This is a genomic window from Moorena bouillonii PNG, from assembly GCF_001942495.1.
GTDB classification, from domain to species: domain Bacteria; phylum Cyanobacteriota; class Cyanobacteriia; order Cyanobacteriales; family Coleofasciculaceae; genus Moorena; species Moorena bouillonii.
The window spans coordinates 3,621,244-3,637,655 of record NZ_MKZS01000001.1 but is presented as its reverse complement, the minus strand read 5'-3'; the positions used below and the strand labels follow the sequence as shown (position 1 = coordinate 3,637,655).

13 protein-coding genes, 1 tRNA gene and 1 pseudogene are annotated in these 16,412 nt (G+C 44.0%); 6 read left to right on the top strand and 9 right to left on the bottom strand.

Annotated elements, in window-relative coordinates:
- Positions 1 to 142: 142 nt before the first annotated feature.
- From BJP37_RS36575 to BJP37_RS14840, 3 genes are all read right to left on the bottom strand, one after another.
- Complete coding sequence (locus BJP37_RS36575; RefSeq protein ID WP_143727620.1) at positions 143 to 457, bottom strand: hypothetical protein; 315 nt, start codon at positions 455 to 457, stop codon at positions 143 to 145.
- Positions 458 to 470: 13 nt separating this feature from the next.
- Entirely contained in the window at positions 471 to 1,283 is an 813-nt protein-coding gene (locus BJP37_RS14845) for a spondin domain-containing protein (RefSeq protein ID WP_075899871.1), read from the bottom strand.
- A 438-nt stretch (positions 1,284 to 1,721) separates the two neighbouring features.
- Positions 1,722 to 2,690, bottom strand: a complete 969-nt coding sequence (locus tag BJP37_RS14840; protein ID WP_229415318.1) for a potassium channel family protein — start codon at positions 2,688 to 2,690, stop codon at positions 1,722 to 1,724.
- Positions 2,691 to 3,179: 489 nt separating this feature from the next.
- Here BJP37_RS14840 and uvrA point away from each other — a divergent pair, with 489 nt between their 5' ends.
- Both uvrA and BJP37_RS14830 read left to right on the top strand, forming a co-directional pair.
- On the top strand, positions 3,180 to 6,164 hold the full coding sequence (gene uvrA / locus BJP37_RS14835) for an excinuclease ABC subunit UvrA (protein WP_075899867.1): 2,985 nt from the start codon (positions 3,180 to 3,182) through the stop codon (positions 6,162 to 6,164).
- Between the two features lie 285 nt (positions 6,165 to 6,449).
- On the top strand, positions 6,450 to 7,742 hold the full coding sequence (locus tag BJP37_RS14830; RefSeq protein WP_075899865.1) for an FGGY-family carbohydrate kinase: 1,293 nt from the start codon (positions 6,450 to 6,452) through the stop codon (positions 7,740 to 7,742).
- Positions 7,743 to 7,870: 128 nt separating this feature from the next.
- On the opposite strand, the gene psaK is transcribed toward BJP37_RS14830, so the two are convergent.
- A complete protein-coding gene (gene psaK, locus BJP37_RS14825; RefSeq protein WP_075899863.1) occupies positions 7,871 to 8,140 on the bottom strand; it encodes a photosystem I reaction center subunit PsaK in 270 nt (89 codons plus the stop codon).
- Positions 8,141 to 8,551: 411 nt separating this feature from the next.
- Here psaK and BJP37_RS14820 point away from each other — a divergent pair, with 411 nt between their 5' ends.
- Positions 8,552 to 10,108, top strand: a complete 1,557-nt coding sequence (locus BJP37_RS14820) for a TM0106 family RecB-like putative nuclease (RefSeq protein WP_075899861.1) — start codon at positions 8,552 to 8,554, stop codon at positions 10,106 to 10,108.
- 203 nt (positions 10,109 to 10,311) lie between these two features.
- Positions 10,312 to 10,575, top strand: coding sequence for a hypothetical protein (locus BJP37_RS14815; RefSeq protein WP_075899859.1), 264 nt, complete (start codon positions 10,312 to 10,314; stop codon positions 10,573 to 10,575).
- 46 nt (positions 10,576 to 10,621) lie between these two features.
- Here BJP37_RS14815 and BJP37_RS14810 read toward each other — a convergent pair whose 3' ends face one another.
- Positions 10,622 to 11,914 (bottom strand): RNA-guided endonuclease InsQ/TnpB family protein, encoded by a 1,293-nt coding sequence (locus tag BJP37_RS14810; protein ID WP_075899857.1) that lies wholly within the window; start codon positions 11,912 to 11,914, stop codon positions 10,622 to 10,624.
- A gap of 352 nt (positions 11,915 to 12,266) precedes the next feature.
- Here BJP37_RS14810 and BJP37_RS14805 point away from each other — a divergent pair.
- Both BJP37_RS14805 and gltX read left to right on the top strand, forming a co-directional pair.
- Positions 12,267 to 12,340, top strand: a tRNA-Asp gene (locus BJP37_RS14805).
- Positions 12,341 to 12,564: 224 nt separating this feature from the next.
- On the top strand, positions 12,565 to 14,013 hold the full coding sequence (gene gltX / locus BJP37_RS14800) for a glutamate--tRNA ligase (RefSeq protein WP_075899855.1): 1,449 nt from the start codon (positions 12,565 to 12,567) through the stop codon (positions 14,011 to 14,013).
- 166 nt (positions 14,014 to 14,179) lie between these two features.
- Here gltX and BJP37_RS14795 read toward each other — a convergent pair whose 3' ends face one another.
- The 4 genes and pseudogenes from BJP37_RS14795 to BJP37_RS14780 form a co-directional block, all read right to left on the bottom strand.
- Positions 14,180 to 14,638, bottom strand: coding sequence for a helix-turn-helix domain-containing protein (locus BJP37_RS14795; RefSeq protein WP_075899853.1), 459 nt, complete (start codon positions 14,636 to 14,638; stop codon positions 14,180 to 14,182).
- Positions 14,635 to 14,787 carry a hypothetical protein gene (locus BJP37_RS41095; protein WP_198954051.1) on the bottom strand — a complete coding sequence of 51 codons (153 nt, stop codon included), beginning with the start codon at positions 14,785 to 14,787 and terminating at the stop codon, positions 14,635 to 14,637. The genes BJP37_RS14795 and BJP37_RS41095 overlap by 4 nt, the downstream gene beginning before the upstream one ends.
- Before the next feature lie 16 nt (positions 14,788 to 14,803).
- Positions 14,804 to 15,865, bottom strand: a pseudogene (locus BJP37_RS34455) (ISKra4 family transposase).
- Between the two features lie 53 nt (positions 15,866 to 15,918).
- The gene (locus tag BJP37_RS14780; protein WP_075899847.1) at positions 15,919 to 16,248 is read right to left on the bottom strand and encodes a DUF6932 family protein; all 330 of its coding nucleotides are present in this window, start codon (positions 16,246 to 16,248) and stop codon (positions 15,919 to 15,921) included.
- Positions 16,249 to 16,412 lie beyond the last annotated feature (164 nt).

Genomic DNA, 16,412 nt, shown 5'->3' with positions numbered 1-16,412 from the left:
TGGGAGTAGGGAGTAGGGAGTAGGGAGTAGGGAGTAGGGAGTAGGGAGTAGGGAGTAGGGAGTAGGGAGTAGGGAGTAGGGAGTAGGGAGTAGGGTGTCGGGGGTCGGGGGTCGGGTGTCGGGAGTCGGGAGTCGGGAGTCGTCAGAAGCGGGAAATATTGATGCCTTGCCAGTGTTGAGTTTCGCTAGAGTGGTTTAAAAAAAGCGATTCGGCAAAGCCGTTCGCGTAGCGTGGCCTTCGGCCTCCGCTTCGCGATGAAGCAAAGCTTCCGCGCTTATGCGATCGCACTAGGTTCAAGTCAAGTCTGACATGTAAGCGATCGCGTTTATCTACCTGTAGGGTGGGCAAAACCTTGCCCACCCTACCCATGGACTCTGTGCGTAAGTCCTGATGTTGACTACTTATATAGTGTGTTTCATCAAGAAGGGAAAACAATTTAAAATTGTCAATGGTCAATTGCCAAAGGGATTTAGGCGAATCTGTTAAGACTCTGACGCCAGCGGCTACCCAGCCATAACAACCCACCGATAGCAAGTAATCCTCCAGTAGTAGAAGATTCTGGCACTTTCTCGACTTTGATACGTGCTATCTGGTAGCCATCCACTGTGAAGTCAGCTTGAGCAAACGCCGGAGTTGATAAAATCGGTCCACCTGGAATAAAACCTGGATGCAGGGTGACAACTCCGTTTTCTGGTGTACCGGTATCAGGAATAGTTTGACCGAAGAAAGCAGTAGTCGTCTCCTGCTCGTCGTTAACTTCAGTACCTGCATCCAGAACTTGAGAACCGAGAACGGTAAAGTCAGCTCCAGTGAAATTACCATCTTCATCAAAAATCTCAATAGCCAAGGGGTTGCCATTAGCAATGAAAGCATCATTACTGGGGAGAATCATTGCCGCGTAGCTGAAGTAACGGCTAGTAGAATCTACAGTAAATGTGGCTTGGGCAATATCCCCAGAAGCAACTGGACCATTTGGACCAGGAATTACCCCATCAACTGAACCCGCACCACTAGCAAAAAACTCTTGACTAAGCACTGCTGCATTGCCATCCTCAGCAATGCCCTCAAGTCCTGGTGAAGCTGCCTCACCCCGATCATAAATATCAAACAGACCATTATGAAAACCAACCCAGACTGGAGTCAATAAGGTGCCGTTTTCCGGTGCCAGGCTTTCAATTGTCACCTTGAGGGTAGCTGCTGTTGCGCTAGATGCCATGGCTAGTGTAGAGGTTACCGTAACCATGGTGACGATTTTGAGTGATTGAATAATTGAATGCTTCATGGTGATCCTGATCAATGAGATCAATATGGTAGATTTGTCAATGAGTGTGTTGCTCAACTATCTATGTAGCTACATCATTATCCGTAGAGTTAATCAGCTAAGTGTTTAAAACTTAGTCTTCAAAACTTAGTGTTCAAAACTTAGTGTTCAAAACGGATTTTGCTGGCACCCCATCAAGTGGATAATTTTAGGTTAGTAGCTTGACTAGGATTATTGGTTTCTTGGTTTAGTTGTTGCTGAACAGAGGCTGAAAATTTGCTGATAATTTACTGATAATTTCCAGCCTCTATCAGCCTGGAATGACGACGTGATATTAGTTGCGGTTAACTACTTATCCTGGAAGGGTATTCGTCAATTTAAAATTTCAAATTTAAAATTGTTAATTAACACATCACAGGTCACAGTTCACAGGTCACACTTACGTTTAAGATTTCTCGTTTAAGATTTCTTTAGCAGTCGTGGTTCGTGTTGAGAAACGACAATTAAATAGTCACCATTCTCAAGTTTATAATCTGTCGGTGGATTGGAGATAACGTCTCCTTCAATTCCTTTTTGTACCGCTAAGACAATACTTTGATAGGCTTGCTTCATATACGTAAATACTTCCATAAAGGAACTACCAACCCGAGAGTCAGGAATCGCAATTTTATAAAGCTTGTTCCCAGTTTGAGTACTTAATATTTCAGAGACAACTTTGGTAATTCCATGGTTAAGAGCAGCTTGGGAAATGAGCATACTACTTAACTCACTACTAACGATTATTTCGTCAACCTTAGCCCGCTGACAGGATTTAACATGAGTTTCATCTACCAGCTCCACAACTGTGTAAGCCTTGGGATTAATACTTTCTACTGTCAGGGTAGATAGTATAACTTTTGCGTCGCGAGCTGTGTCATCTATACTGTCATCCCCTAAAATTATAACAGTTCTAGCCTGGATCAAGTTGGCTCGAATCAAGGTTTCATCACTTACATTACCTTTAAGAAAAAACAAATTATTGTCTTCGATAGGCTTCCGGTCTATATTAGCAATTAAAATAATTTTCTCATCTTGAGTTTTAGGAAACCTTCGCAACTCATTGATGATAAATCTTGCTCTAGAATTCCATTCGCAAATAATCAAGTGATTGTTAAAATTATAAGATCCCATACCTAGATCATTTTTGAGTTTTTGATCGACAAAAATACCAGCGAGGCTAGCGGTGAAGATGGCTAAGAATCCAATCCCCACAAACATATCGAGAATAGCAATAACGCGACCACCAACTGTGACAGGGGTGATATCACCATAGCCAACAGTTGTTAGGGTGACGATGCTCCACCAGAAAGCATCTGCTTTTGAGATATCTGGTTCCAGCCATGATATAGTGATGGTGTTAATGGTAATGATTATTATAATAACCCCCATTACTTTATCAAGGTTTTCACTGCGCAAAAAGTTCCAGAATTTTCGATTCCATAGTAATATCATTTGACTTAGACGTAATGGTCAGTTCATGTCGGTTTAAGTAACTATAATACAGCGGTTTTGAATTGGGTGAGGTACTTTCGTTATAGATTTTAGGGAGCAGGGACTTCGGAGCAGGGAGCAGGGACTTCGGAACAGGGACTTCGGAACAGGGCAAAAAACCTGTGTAGCTCATAGTTATGAAAAACGCTGTATCTATTCTCTATAATTTATAGATTGAATCGGCAGGGGGGCTCAGGAGCTCGGGAGTGGGCTTTGGAGTGTGCGCGAGCTTACTGAAAACTATACAAAAACTATACAATTTAAGTCTGCGATCGCTCAAGCTGAAAGCTAGAGGGTGTCCGGCAAACAGCTGAATGCTTAGGTAAAACATTACTATGGGAACGGATAGCGCTACTATTGTTAAGGAGTTTAAAGCCGCTGTCGGTCATGCCAAAATCCTCTAACCTCAACCACACCCAGGACCACACCCCTAACTCTGCTCAAAACACCATTCGGATTCGGGGGGCTAGACAGCATAACCTGAAAAACATTGATCTGGAACTGCCACGCGATCGCATTATTGTCTTTACTGGTGTTTCCGGTTCCGGCAAATCCTCCCTGGCATTCGACACTATCTTTGCGGAAGGACAACGCCGTTATGTAGAATCCCTTAGTGCCTATGCTCGTCAATTCCTAGGACAACTGGATAAACCGGATGTGGATGCCATCGAAGGCTTAAGCCCCGCTATCTCCATTGACCAGAAATCTACATCCCATAACCCCCGTTCCACCGTTGGTACAGTTACGGAAATTTACGATTACCTGCGATTACTGTTTGGACGGGCTGGTGAACCCTATTGTCCCAAATGCGATCGCAATATTGCGCCCCAGACCATCGACCAGATGTGCGATCGCATTATGGAACTCCCTGACCGGACTCGCTTCCATATCCTGGCTCCGGTTATCCGAGGCAAAAAGGGCACTCACAAGAAACTATTATCCAGCTTAGCCACGGAAGGATTTGTGCGGGTCAGAGTCGATGGTGAAACCTTTGACCTCTCCGATACCATCGAACTGGATAAAAATTATACCCACAACATTGAAGTGGTGGTTGACCGTCTCATCAAAAAGCCTAGTATTCAAGAACGAATTACCGATTCCCTTGCTACTTGCCTAAAACGTTCTACTGGAATTGCAGTTATCCAAGTTTTAGATAATACATCAGCACAGTCAGCAGAAGTCAAATCTGATCATAATTATAGACGTACTCCTCCAAAAAATGGCAGTTCATCTGACCAAGACATTCCTCAAGAAATCGTATTTTCAGAAAACTTTGCTTGCCCAGAACATGGGGCAGTAATGGAAGAATTATCTCCCCGATTATTTTCCTTTAATTCCCCCTATGGTGCTTGTCCATTTTGTCACGGTATCGGTAATTTACAAACCTTTTCTCCAGAACTAGTAGTACCTGATCCTACTCAACCCTTATATAGTGCTATTGCCCCCTGGTCAGAAAAAGACAACACCTACTACATCTCCCTACTCTATAGCGTAGGAGAAGCTTATGGTTTTGAAATCCAAACTCCCTGGAATCAGCTAACCTCTGAACAACAAAACATTCTGCTCTACGGCACCGACGAAAAAATCTACATTCAAAATGATTCTGCTTATGGCAAAGAAAAAGGTTACTACAAGCGCTATGCTGGCATTATCCCGATTCTAGAAAAACAGTATAAAGACACTAGCTCTGAAGCATCAAAACAAAAACTAGAGCAGTATTTAATTTATCAACCCTGTCCAGAGTGTCATGGTAAACGGCTCAAACCAGAAGCACTCTCCGTGCGGTTAGGACAATATCATATTGATGATTTAACTAGTGTCTCAATTCGCCAATGTCGTCAACGGATTGATAACTTACAACTATCCCCCCGCCAAGCTCAAATTGGAGACCTTGCCCTCAAAGAAATTAAAGCCCGATTACAATTTCTAATTGATGTAGGATTAGATTATCTTACCCTTGACCGTCCAGCCATGACCCTTTCCGGTGGAGAAGCTCAGCGGATTCGCCTAGCGACTCAGATTGGAGCAGGCTTAACTGGAGTTCTGTATGTATTAGATGAACCAAGTATTGGATTGCACCAAAGAGATAATGGACGGTTACTGACTACCCTAATCAAATTGCGGGATTTGGGCAATACCTTGATTGTTGTAGAACATGATGAAGAAACCATTCGTACTGCCGATCATATTGTCGATATTGGTCCGAAAGCTGGAATTCATGGGGGAGAAATTGTTGCTCAAGGGGATTTAGAGACTATAATCAAAAGTGATAATTCCCTGACGGGAGCGTATTTATCAAAACGGCAAGTAATTGAAACCCCTAGTAAACGTCGAGAGGGTAATGGTCGTTCTTTTGTGATTAAAAATGCTCATCGTAACAATCTTAAAAACATTGAGGTAGAGATACCACTAGGGAAATTAGTTAGCATTACAGGTGTCTCTGGGTCTGGGAAATCTACCTTAGTCAATGAATTACTTTACCCGGCATTACAACATCATATGACTCGTAAAGTACCCTTTCCCAAAGAATTGGATCAAGTTGAGGGACTCAACGCTATTAATAAAGCAATCGTAATCGATCAATCTCCCATTGGTCGCACTCCCCGGTCTAATCCTGCTACCTATACAGGAGTGTTTGATGCAATTCGAGAGGTATTTTCTAAAACTATTGAAGCTAAAGCTAGAGGTTACAAGCCAGGGCAATTTTCGTTTAATGTCAAAGGGGGACGTTGCGAAGCTTGTTCGGGACAGGGGGTGAATATCATTGAGATGAATTTTTTGCCCGATGTCTATGTACAATGTGACGTTTGTAAGGGAGCGCGATATAATCGAGAAACGTTGCAAGTGAAGTATAAAGGATATTCCATTGCTGATATTTTAAATATGCCAGTGGCAGAAGCGTTGGAGGTATTTAAGAATATTCCAAGAGCAGCATCACGGTTACAAACCTTAGTCGATGTGGGGTTAGGATATATCCACTTAGGGCAACCAGCACCAACATTATCTGGTGGAGAAGCACAACGGGTGAAGTTGGCAACAGAATTGTCACGTCGGGCAACGGGAAAGACATTGTATTTAATCGATGAACCGACAACAGGATTGTCATTTTATGATGTTCATCACTTGTTGAATGTATTGCAGCGGTTGGTAGATAAAGGAAATTCTGTTTTGGTGATTGAACACAATTTAGATGTGATTCGCTGTGCTGATTGGATAATAGACTTAGGACCAGAAGGTGGGGATAAAGGGGGAGAAGTCATTGCCTCTGGAACACCAGAGGAGGTAGCAAACAATCCTAAGTCCTATACCGGGAAGTATTTGAAGGAGGTTTTACAGGAGTACCCGCGACAGGAAGGACTGCTGAGTGCTTAGTGCTTATTGCTTAGTGTTCAGTGGGTCAGTTATAGGGGATGTTTGAGCAATGGCTTTTTTGATGCGATCGCTTAAGCAGAATGGAGAATGAAGAATGGAGAATGAAGAATGAAGAATGAAGAATGGAGAATGAAGAATGAAGAATGAAGAATGGAGAATAAAGAATAAAGAATGGAGAATGTAAAATGTAAAATGTAAAATGTAAAATGGATAATTAAGTTAAATTCTAAATTCTAAATTCTAAATTCTAAATTCTAAATTCTAAATTCTAAATTCTAATCCCTAATGACTGTCTATCTAGGCATCGATTTCGGAACCTCTGGCGCACGGGCAGTAGTGATAGACTCTGTTGGTACTATCTTTGCCGAGACTCAATATCCGTTTCCACTCCAAGCCATCACCATTGATACCGCAACACAGTGGCAGAAGGTATTATTTTCCCTGATTGAGCAAATTCCCCAGTCAATCAAGGGTGAAATTAATGCGATCGCAATTAATGGCACCTCCGCAACAGTTTTGTTATGCGATCGCATCGGTCAACCAGTAGATGCACCCATCCTTTACAACGATCCACGAGGAGTAGTTGTGATGGAACAACTTAGAACCATTGCTCCTCCCAACCATGTCGTTTTAAGTGCTACCTCCAGCCTTGCCAAACTTCTCTGGTGGTATGACTGTACAGATTTGATTAGCAATATCTCTGCTGAAACTAATCCCCTATACTTTCTCCATCAAGCGGACTGGTTAGCCTTTCTATTGCATGGCAAATTAGGCATTAGTGACTATCACAATGCCTTAAAGCTCGGTTATAATCCTGAAAACTTGTGCTATCCTGACTGGATCAAACAGCTACCGGTGTCATCTATGCTACCCAATGTCTTGGCTCCCGGTACACCAGTTGGAGTTGTAACCCCTGAGGTAGCTCACAGCTTGGGATTATCATCAGACTGTCTAGTCTGTACAGGTACCACCGATAGTATTGCCGCTTTTATCGCTAGTGGTGCCAAACAACCAGGTGAAGCAGTAACCTCCCTTGGGTCTACCTTGGTATTGAAACTATTGAGTACCAGTCGTGTAGAAGAGGCCAGATTTGGGATTTACAGTCATCGATTGGGAAATTTATGGCTTACTGGTGGCGCATCGAACACGGGTGGAGCAGTACTACGCCACTTTTTCAGTGACATACAATTAGAAAGTCTCAGCTCTCAAATCGACCCCGAGCAAGAAAGTCCCCTGGATTATTATCCCTTACTTAGACCAGGCGATCGCTTTCCCATTAATGACCCGGATCTCCCCCCAAGATTGGAACCCAAACCCGATAATTCCGTGGAATTTCTCCAAGGAATCCTTGAAAGCATAGCCCGAATTGAAGCTAGGGGGTATCGTTTGTTACAACAGCTCGGAGCAAGTCCCAAAACCTGTGTCTATACTGCTGGTGGTGGTGCCAAAAATCCTACCTGGACAAGGATTCGAGAGCGTCAGCTCATGGTACCGATGTTGCCATCTATTCACACAGCGGCTGCTTATGGTACAGCACTATTGGCCAAGCAGGGATACCTGTTAGAAGATCGGGTATAGGGTAATCGTGTCTAGGATTACTGCATGACCGAGTGACTGGGTGAGAATCTGCTGTGAATTATCAGCCCTGGATCAACCTGACCATCATCACTATCCCAGTTCGCCCTATACCCTAGAGCTCCTAAGCTCTAGATAATCCCCATGTTAGCCAATCCTAAGATAGTGCCTAGTCCTATGATGTGACCGAGGCTAGTGGTTGCTAGTAATGCGGGAAAACCCATGCCACCGAAGAACTCAGGCATAGGCAACGCTGGCCCTGCGCTAGGATTCTGGATAGTAGCTTTTCCTAATGCAATCGCTAGGACATTGCAGATAATCATGATGATTCCGACTGTCGGACTCCATTCCAGGGTGTTGGGAACGGCAGATGCAGCAGCAAGCAAGATTGAGTAAGTCAATTTGTGTTCTCCTGTTTTTGATAGACTCTTACAGTGATCTCTTAAAGATTTAATCTTTTATAAAGATTTTACCAGCGCGGTGTCATAATTAGTTTTTTTTGCCAGAGTCGATTCCGTTGCCAGTCTTGCTTTGATTCCCCTTGATTAGAAAGCCAAAGCCCGTGATTACTAGACTTTTGGGCGGTGGGATTCGGTAAAATTAAATCAAGCCTTTATGTAAATAATTGTTAAGTAATCCCTGGTTGCTCAGTCAATGTTTCGGTAAATTTACATAAATTAATAAAAGCGGGATAAACCCTGGATTGATCAATCAATCCGGGTTGACCGGATTGATTCATCCTGCATGGCTGGTGACATCTTACCGGAGCGGCGAGTGTTACCAGCCATGACGGGTTAGCTGAAACTATAATTATGCTGCTGACGGACGCATTACTTTTAGATTACAAACGCTGTCGGCGTCGGGCTTTTTTGGACATTTATGGAGATCCCACAGAGCAAGACCCACCCTCAGATTTTCGGCTGAAACTGCAACAGAAAAGCCGAGACCATAAACAACAGATTCTGGCTACTGTGCCCCACCACTCACCCCGCTACCCCAGAACAGATTGGCACGCTGCTGCACAGGCCACCTTGAAACTAATGCAACAAGGGACAGAGTACATTTCTGGAGGGGTACTGTTGATGCCAACTGGTGACGGGGTGACATTGCTATGTTTTCCTGATTTGCTGGTCAAACAGCCGGGACGTTCTAATTTTGGTGATTGGATCTATGTTCCCACCACCATTAAGCTCAGCAAACGGCCCAAGCCAGAGTATAAAATCCTTACCGCTTTTCGTGCTCAGCTGTTAGCAGCAGTACAAGGACAGTGGCCGACCACTGCCTCATTAATTTTGCGTAACCAAAAGTCCTACACCGTGGTAATAGAACGATGGGTACCACTGATGGAACAACTGCTATCGGAATGTATTGAGACTCTATTGCAGCGACAAGAACCAGAGGTGTTCATTTCCCGTCAGCGGTGTAGTCTTTGCTGTTGGTATCACAGTTGTTATGCGATCGCTAAATCTGTAGAGCACATTTCCCTATTGCCTGGAGTAACACCCAGCCGCTATCGGGATTTGAAGGCTTTGGGAGTAACCACAATCGAATCCTTAGCCACGTCCACAATTAGTGAATTAGAGCCAAGCTTTGGTAGCTTAGTAGCTTTCCAGCTGGTGCAGCAAGCCCAATCTCAGGTACAAAACCGGGTGCTGCTCTATCCCAAACACTACTTTAGTATACTTGAATACCAACAACTAGAGCGAGGGAATGGTAATGCCAAAATCTCGGCAGACCTCCCGAATCAAAACTCTTTACCAACAGCATCTGTTGAGCTTTATTTTGATATTGAAGCACAGCCTGATTTGCCCCTGGAGTATTTGCTAGGGGTGTTGGTGATTGATCGACGCACTGAAACTGAGACCTTCCATAACCTATTCGCAGAACATTCTTGGCAAGAAGGATTCATCTGGCTACAATTTCTAGACTTAGTTGAGCGTTATCCAGATGCCCCAATCTTCCATTTTTCCAAGTATGAAGTTGATACGGTCAAGCGCTTAGCAACCCTTTACCAAACTCCACGACATATAGTTAGACCCCTGCTAGATCGTTTCGTGGATGTTCATCAAATAGTTATTGATACTGTGACCATGCCAGTGGAGAGTTATTCTCTGAAAAATCTGGCTAGATGGTTGGGGTTTGAGTGGCGCGATCCGGATATGACTGGCTCCGAATGTGTGTGTTTGTATGACCAGTGGTTAAAAACAGGCAATCACTCTATTCTCGAAATTATCCAGCGCTACAATGAAGATGACTGCCGCGCTACATATCACCTCAAGCAGTGGCTAGTCAACTTTTTGTCCAACACTTTGCCCAACACTTTGCCCAACACTTTGCCCAATACTATTAACTTTCAAAACTTAGCATGAAGTTATGCAACAATTTCTTAACTTATTAGGTTTTGTGCTCTAGCTTACACACAAAATGTATAGCTAGATGCTAAATTAAATCTAAAGGGGGCTTTCGCCATCATTGGATGGAGGGGAGCCCTCTCTATAATTTTTAGAGGTCTGGTATTTAGAGATCTGGAAATTATTGAAGTCTAGAATTTCTTTTATAACAGGTGATTAATATGCTTCCACTTTTTCTAATTCTTTTGGTAACTGCCCTAGGGAGCATCTTGATATCTTGGAGAGTCTCTCACGAAATCCCTCGCCTATTGGGAGTAGGCAGTACCATTGTCTGTCTAATATTTGGTTTTGCTATGGCACCTTGGCCAGTACAGGTTTTGATGCTCCTATTAATTCTTAGCCTGGAACGATTTTATCCATTCAGCAGAACGGCTTCAGAGGCAATTTTAATCTCAAAAGTCTCCAATACCAACAGAGAACGGTGATTTTGCCATAGCAGTAAATAAGGTTTGTGACCACTCCTACATCAAATCAAAGATTATGATGTAGGCTTCTCAGATTCACAAATGAGACTTGCTGTTCCTCAGTACCTTGTACCGATTTACCACAGCCATTGAGCGGCAGTCCAACCGCCATTAATGCACGATTCAAAATATTAATACCACTGTTCCAATCACGGTCAACCTTGACCCCACAACTCGGACAATGATGAACTCTTTCACTCAAGTCCTTCTCTACTCGTTTTCCACAATTGAAACACTCAATACTTGTACCCCGTGGGTTGACTTTCTGGACTAACAAGCCGCGTTTGACCGCCACTGCTTGCAAGATCTCCAAAAATAACCCCCATCCAGCATCATGTATCGATTTGGCTAATTTAGTCCGAGCGAGTCCTTTGATGTTTAAATCTTCATACCCAATCAAATCATATTTACTACATAACCAATGTGCAACTTGATAGTGAAATTCCTTTCGACATCTGGCTAGGTGTAAGTGCAATAAAGCAACTTTATGTTTAGCCTTCTCCCAGTTTTTGGAACCCTTGACACGGCGCGACAGAACTCGTTGTGCCTTAGCCAGTTTATTCTGAGTCAAACGATAAAATTGAGGAATTTCAATCCCATCACCGTCTGATGTTGTTAAGAATTTCTCTAAACCCACGTCAATACCGACAGCAGATTTAACCAAATCCATAGGTAACAACTCAGGGACTCTATCATCTTGCATTGAAAAACAGGCATACCAACCGTCTGCTTTTTTGATGATGGTACATTGCTTCAAGGTGAACCCATTCGGAATAGGTCTGTGCATTACCACAGGTATTTCACCAATTCGACTCAGCTTAAGCACGCCATCCTTTGATAAATGTTTGGGCGCAGCCCAATAAACATTTAGATGCGCTCCTGCTTTGGCATTGTTGACCCGTGGAAACACAAATGACCGTAGTTGACCTTGCTTCTTGAACCGAGGTCTCCCTCCGCGTTTTCCAGATTTGTCAGGTTTACGCCATCTATCCCATGCTTTATTTAGTCGTTGTAGGTTAACTTGTTGAGTTTCGGCATAGATTTGCTTGTACTCAGGGAACAGCTTCTTGGTTTCCTTCAGTGCTGCTTGCTGAGTGTAGTAGTTGACGACTTGCGGAATTTCACCTATTGCCTCTTTTTCTAAACTGCAACGGTCAATAGAACAACGAGTCCGATTTAACCAATCAAGCCGTTGCCCGAGAGCATAGTTCCAGTGACGACGCAACAGTTCTAGCCACCTTTCCATCGTAGCTATCTGTTCGGCATTCGGTTTGATTCTGTAGCAATAGGTTAATCGCATGATGTTATTGTACCACTGACGATCTCCTCTAGACCCCGTCGCGCAATTCCCCTCCCGTTAAATCACGCGATTATAACGGGAGACCCCTTGCCCGTTTAGTTGGTCTTGAAAAAAAAATAGTGAGCCCTAGGGTGCGTGAATCACGCACCCTATTGCGTGAACCCTAGGATAGGTTATACTGGTCTGAGCCATAAACTGAGCCTTCGGTCATTGGTCGAGGGTAAGCTCAGGGCAAATCGGCTGAGAGCTCAGAGCTCTAAAGTGACTGCTCAAAGTATTTTTCAGTTTTTTTCAAAAAAAGCCTTGACAAATACACCAGTCATACATAACAATAGTAAATGGCTCGGAGATTGGGACTGTAGTTCAATTGGTTAGAGCACCGCCCTGTCACGGCGGAAGTTGCGGGTTCGAGCCCCGTCAGTCCCGTAGAAGAAATATAGCGCTACGCGCAAGGCAAAAGGCAAAAGGCAAAAGGCAAAAGTGTACTATAACGGCTTTTGCTGCTTGTATAAATGTCAAACACCTTAATGCTTCGTGCTATATGGGATAATTTTGACTGCTCCTAAAGATGATAACCGCCGGACTAGTCGATTGTTGCAGGTACAATAGAGACGAAAAGACAATAGTAATTAGGTTCTTAGCAATCAGCTGTGACAGTTAGAGTCCGTATTGCCCCAAGTCCAACCGGAAATTTACACATTGGTACCGCTAGAACCGCTGTATTTAACTGGCTATTTGCCCGTCGCCACAGCGGTAAGTTTATTCTGCGCATTGAAGACACCGATCAAACGCGATCGCGAGAGGAATATACCCAAAACATCCTCGATGGTTTAACTTGGCTGGGACTGGAGTGGGACGAAGGACCATTTTTCCAATCCCAACGTCTTGACCTTTATAGTGCTGCTATTCAACAACTCTTAGACCAGGGATTGGCTTATCGCTGCTACACCACAGCTGAGGAACTAGAACAACTGCGGGAAGCTCAAAAGGCAAGAAAAGAAGCCCCTCGCTATGACAATCGCCATCGCAATCTGACACCAGAACAACAAGCAGCATTTGAGGCGGAAGGGCGCAAGCCGGTGATCCGCTTTATGATTGATAATGACCGCGAGATTGTCTGGAATGATCTAGTCCGAGGTAAAGTCACCTGGAAAGGGAGTGACCTTGGGGGTGATATGGTCATTGCTAGGGCATCTCAAGAGAATGATATCGGTCAGCCTCTCTACAACCTAGCTGTGGTGGTGGATGACATTGATATGCAGATTACCCATGTCATTCGTGGTGAAGACCATATTGCTAATACTGCTAAACAGATTTTGCTCTATGAAGCCCTAGGGAGTGTAGTCCCAGAATTTTCCCATACACCTCTGATTCTTAACCATGAGGGACGGAAGCTATCCAAGCGCGATGGTGTAACCTCTATTTTTGACTTCAAAGCCATGGGCTTTACCCCTGAGGCGATGGTTAATTATATGACATTGCTGGGATGGTCTCCCCCTGACTCCACTCAGGAAATCTTTACTTTGGCTCAAGCGGCTCAAAAGTTCGGTTTTGAACGGGTGAACCCAGCTGGGGCAAAGTTTGACTGGGCTAAGCTGGATTGGATTAATAGTCAATATGTCCACCAGATGAGTGCATCTGAGTTAGTGGACTTGCTAATCCCCTACTGGGAAAGTGTTGGCTACAACTGTGATCCTGTGGAAAATCGCCCTTGGCTGGAACGGTTGACTGCTATGATTGGGCCAAGTTTGACTCGCTTGCCAGAAGCAGTAGATATGACTCGGATGTTCTTTACTGAGTCGGTTGAGTACACTGAGCAGGCAGTAGAGCAGCTCAAAAAAGCTGGTGCTAGTGAGGTGGTGCAAGCTATTCTTGAGCAACTCGGTAATTACCAACAGCTGAGTCCAGAGGAAGCTAAGCAGATTATTAACCAAGTCACAAAAGCGCAAAAGGTAAAGAAAGGATTGGTTATGCGATCGCTTCGTGCTGCACTAACTGGGGATGTCAATGGTCCTGATTTGATCGAATCCTGGGTACTGCTTCATCAGCGGGGGTTTGACCAAACTCGCTTGAAGGAGTCATTGCTGAAGGTGGCATGATCCCAACCTATGGGTAACCAATGGGTTAGCGATGCTCGGATCGAGCCGCTACGCGAACGGTTACCCATTTCTGATCCTGTTTGGGTCAATTCTTTTAACCTGATCCTAGCGTGCCCAAGGGCGCATCAGCTGATAGCTGATACGCGACACGCTGATAGCTGATAGCTTACATTCTGAGAGTATCTAAAGGAACTAAAAACTCACCTTTTTGGAGCTTAATATTCAGGGCATCAAGGACAAACAAAAAATCTATAAGGCTCGCTGTTTGGTAGTCTTTATCTTCATATTCTATAATTTTTTCCTCGGTTAAACCAGCGATATCCGCCAGTTGTTTTTGGCTTATATTAGCAGCTATTCGAGCTTTGATAATAAGTTGTGGGATATTTTTAATATCATCAAGCTTCAGAACAATTGGAGTACGATCGTCATGGTTGATGAGGGTTTCGTATTCAGCAACTTCGGCTTTTAAAGCATTAAGATGACTTTGTAATGAATCGCGCTTAATCTTCCACCAACAATCATTTTTTTTTATATCTTCATCTTGAGCGTCATAAACAGATAAGTCAGATTCAAATTGACGAACTAATTCTTGGCTGTAGTCATACTGTCTTTGATTTTTAATCATGCTTCCCACCTCAATAAATCTATAGCAATAATTCCTTTGGCGTTTTTATCCCTATCCTTTTGAAAAAATTCTAGGGAGTTCATCTCGTAAATGCCCACTGGCTGCTCTGAAGGAAAAATCTCACCTTTATAGATAGCTTTTGAGTGCATCTCAGTTTTGTAAGACTCAAGTTGAAAATTGCCCGTTGAGGTAGGCACACCGATGCTTCAAGACTTGTGGGACGTTACTCTCATCCCACTGAGCCCCCGAAATCTTGATACGCCGACCCAATTGCTTGACGGTTGATTCGATTGCTCCTGAGCCAATGGAAATGCCCTCGGCTTGATAGTAGCCATAGTTGACAATCCGATGCCGATGCTTGTTGAGGTAGTCAATAAAGTTGCTGACCCGCTGGTGTTGCCAATCAAAGAACTGTTTAATCGCACCATCGACATCCCCTTTCCACAAGCAAGCTTCCACTGCATCCAGCCGCTGTTGGGAGCCACCGACCTTACCCAGGTTCTCGATCAGGTGATACCAATCTAGAATCTCACATCTCTGGGAGTCCCTGCCAATCTCGGCAAAAATATTCCAAATGCCATCATGACCATCCCCCAAACAAGTGAGTGGGGTTGCCAATGGCTGGTGATTAACCCAATTGACTAAGCTTTCATTCTCGTGAAAGAAAGCACCCACAACACGTTCATGGAGATTCACACCTTTGTAATCACGCCACACACAAGGCTCACCTTTGGGGGTGCGTAAACGAACTTTTCCACCATCTACGCTCAGCTCTTCAACTGGTTGCTCTATTTGGGGCAATTCAAAGTTTTGACGATGAACTAGACGTTGCTGAGTGCTGTGGGAAACCGCCATACCCGTCAACACCTTGATGTCAAAAGCGGCGCGCTCGTAAGACCCGTTGGCGCTCAACAGAAGACAACACTTCTCAAGGTACGGACTCCATCTTGTGTAGGGTTTGACATCAAGTTTCTGAGCAAGTTTGCTCACTGACACTCAATCTGCCGAGGATGCTGTCGATACTGCGTTTGCGTCCAGCGCAGGTACCGCTGCTGGTTTGGATAAAAAATTTCCCATTTCTGGGCTGACATACTCGAGAATGTGATCACGAACTGCTTCTTCTATGCCTGCGAGGGTTTGAACCTGTTGGGGGTCTGTTTCTTCATAGAGCAAAGCGGCAATTGCTTGAGCGTGGGCTTTGATTTGGGCATGTTTGTCAGCATCCATTCGCAGAACTCACCTGATTATAGGTCAACGAATCAAAGCTTAGCTCTGATTGCTCAAAACCGAACTTGAGTATTTATGCTCACTGCAAAATCGGGATGCACCCTAGCTTTTTGTGCATCGCGGTCGATAGGATTGAGTAATCTGGGTGCATGAGTAAGGAGATAATTTACATCCACTGGTCTGGGCTTACTTGTGACAAAACTGCCATTGATATAAATGGTTCTACATCCCGCTGCCTTTAATTGCTCCATTGCTTTTTTGAGTCCTTCTATCTGGCGTAACCGCGTTACGTTAGTACCAAAACGCTCTTGAAATTCTAGCCATGTAGTCCAATATATGCCAGGTGGTAAGTTTCCTTTTTCATCAAAACCGGGTATTGTCATTTTAACGCAAAGCCAAGATTCGACATCTTTTAATCAGAGATGATAGAATAATTTTTCGACTGGCGGAGAATAGTTGCTAACTCTTCAATCCTTTGGCTTTGGAACAAGGTGGCTATGGGTAGATTGTTCCCTAACTGCTGCTGAATTTGAGCAATAAGCGCGAA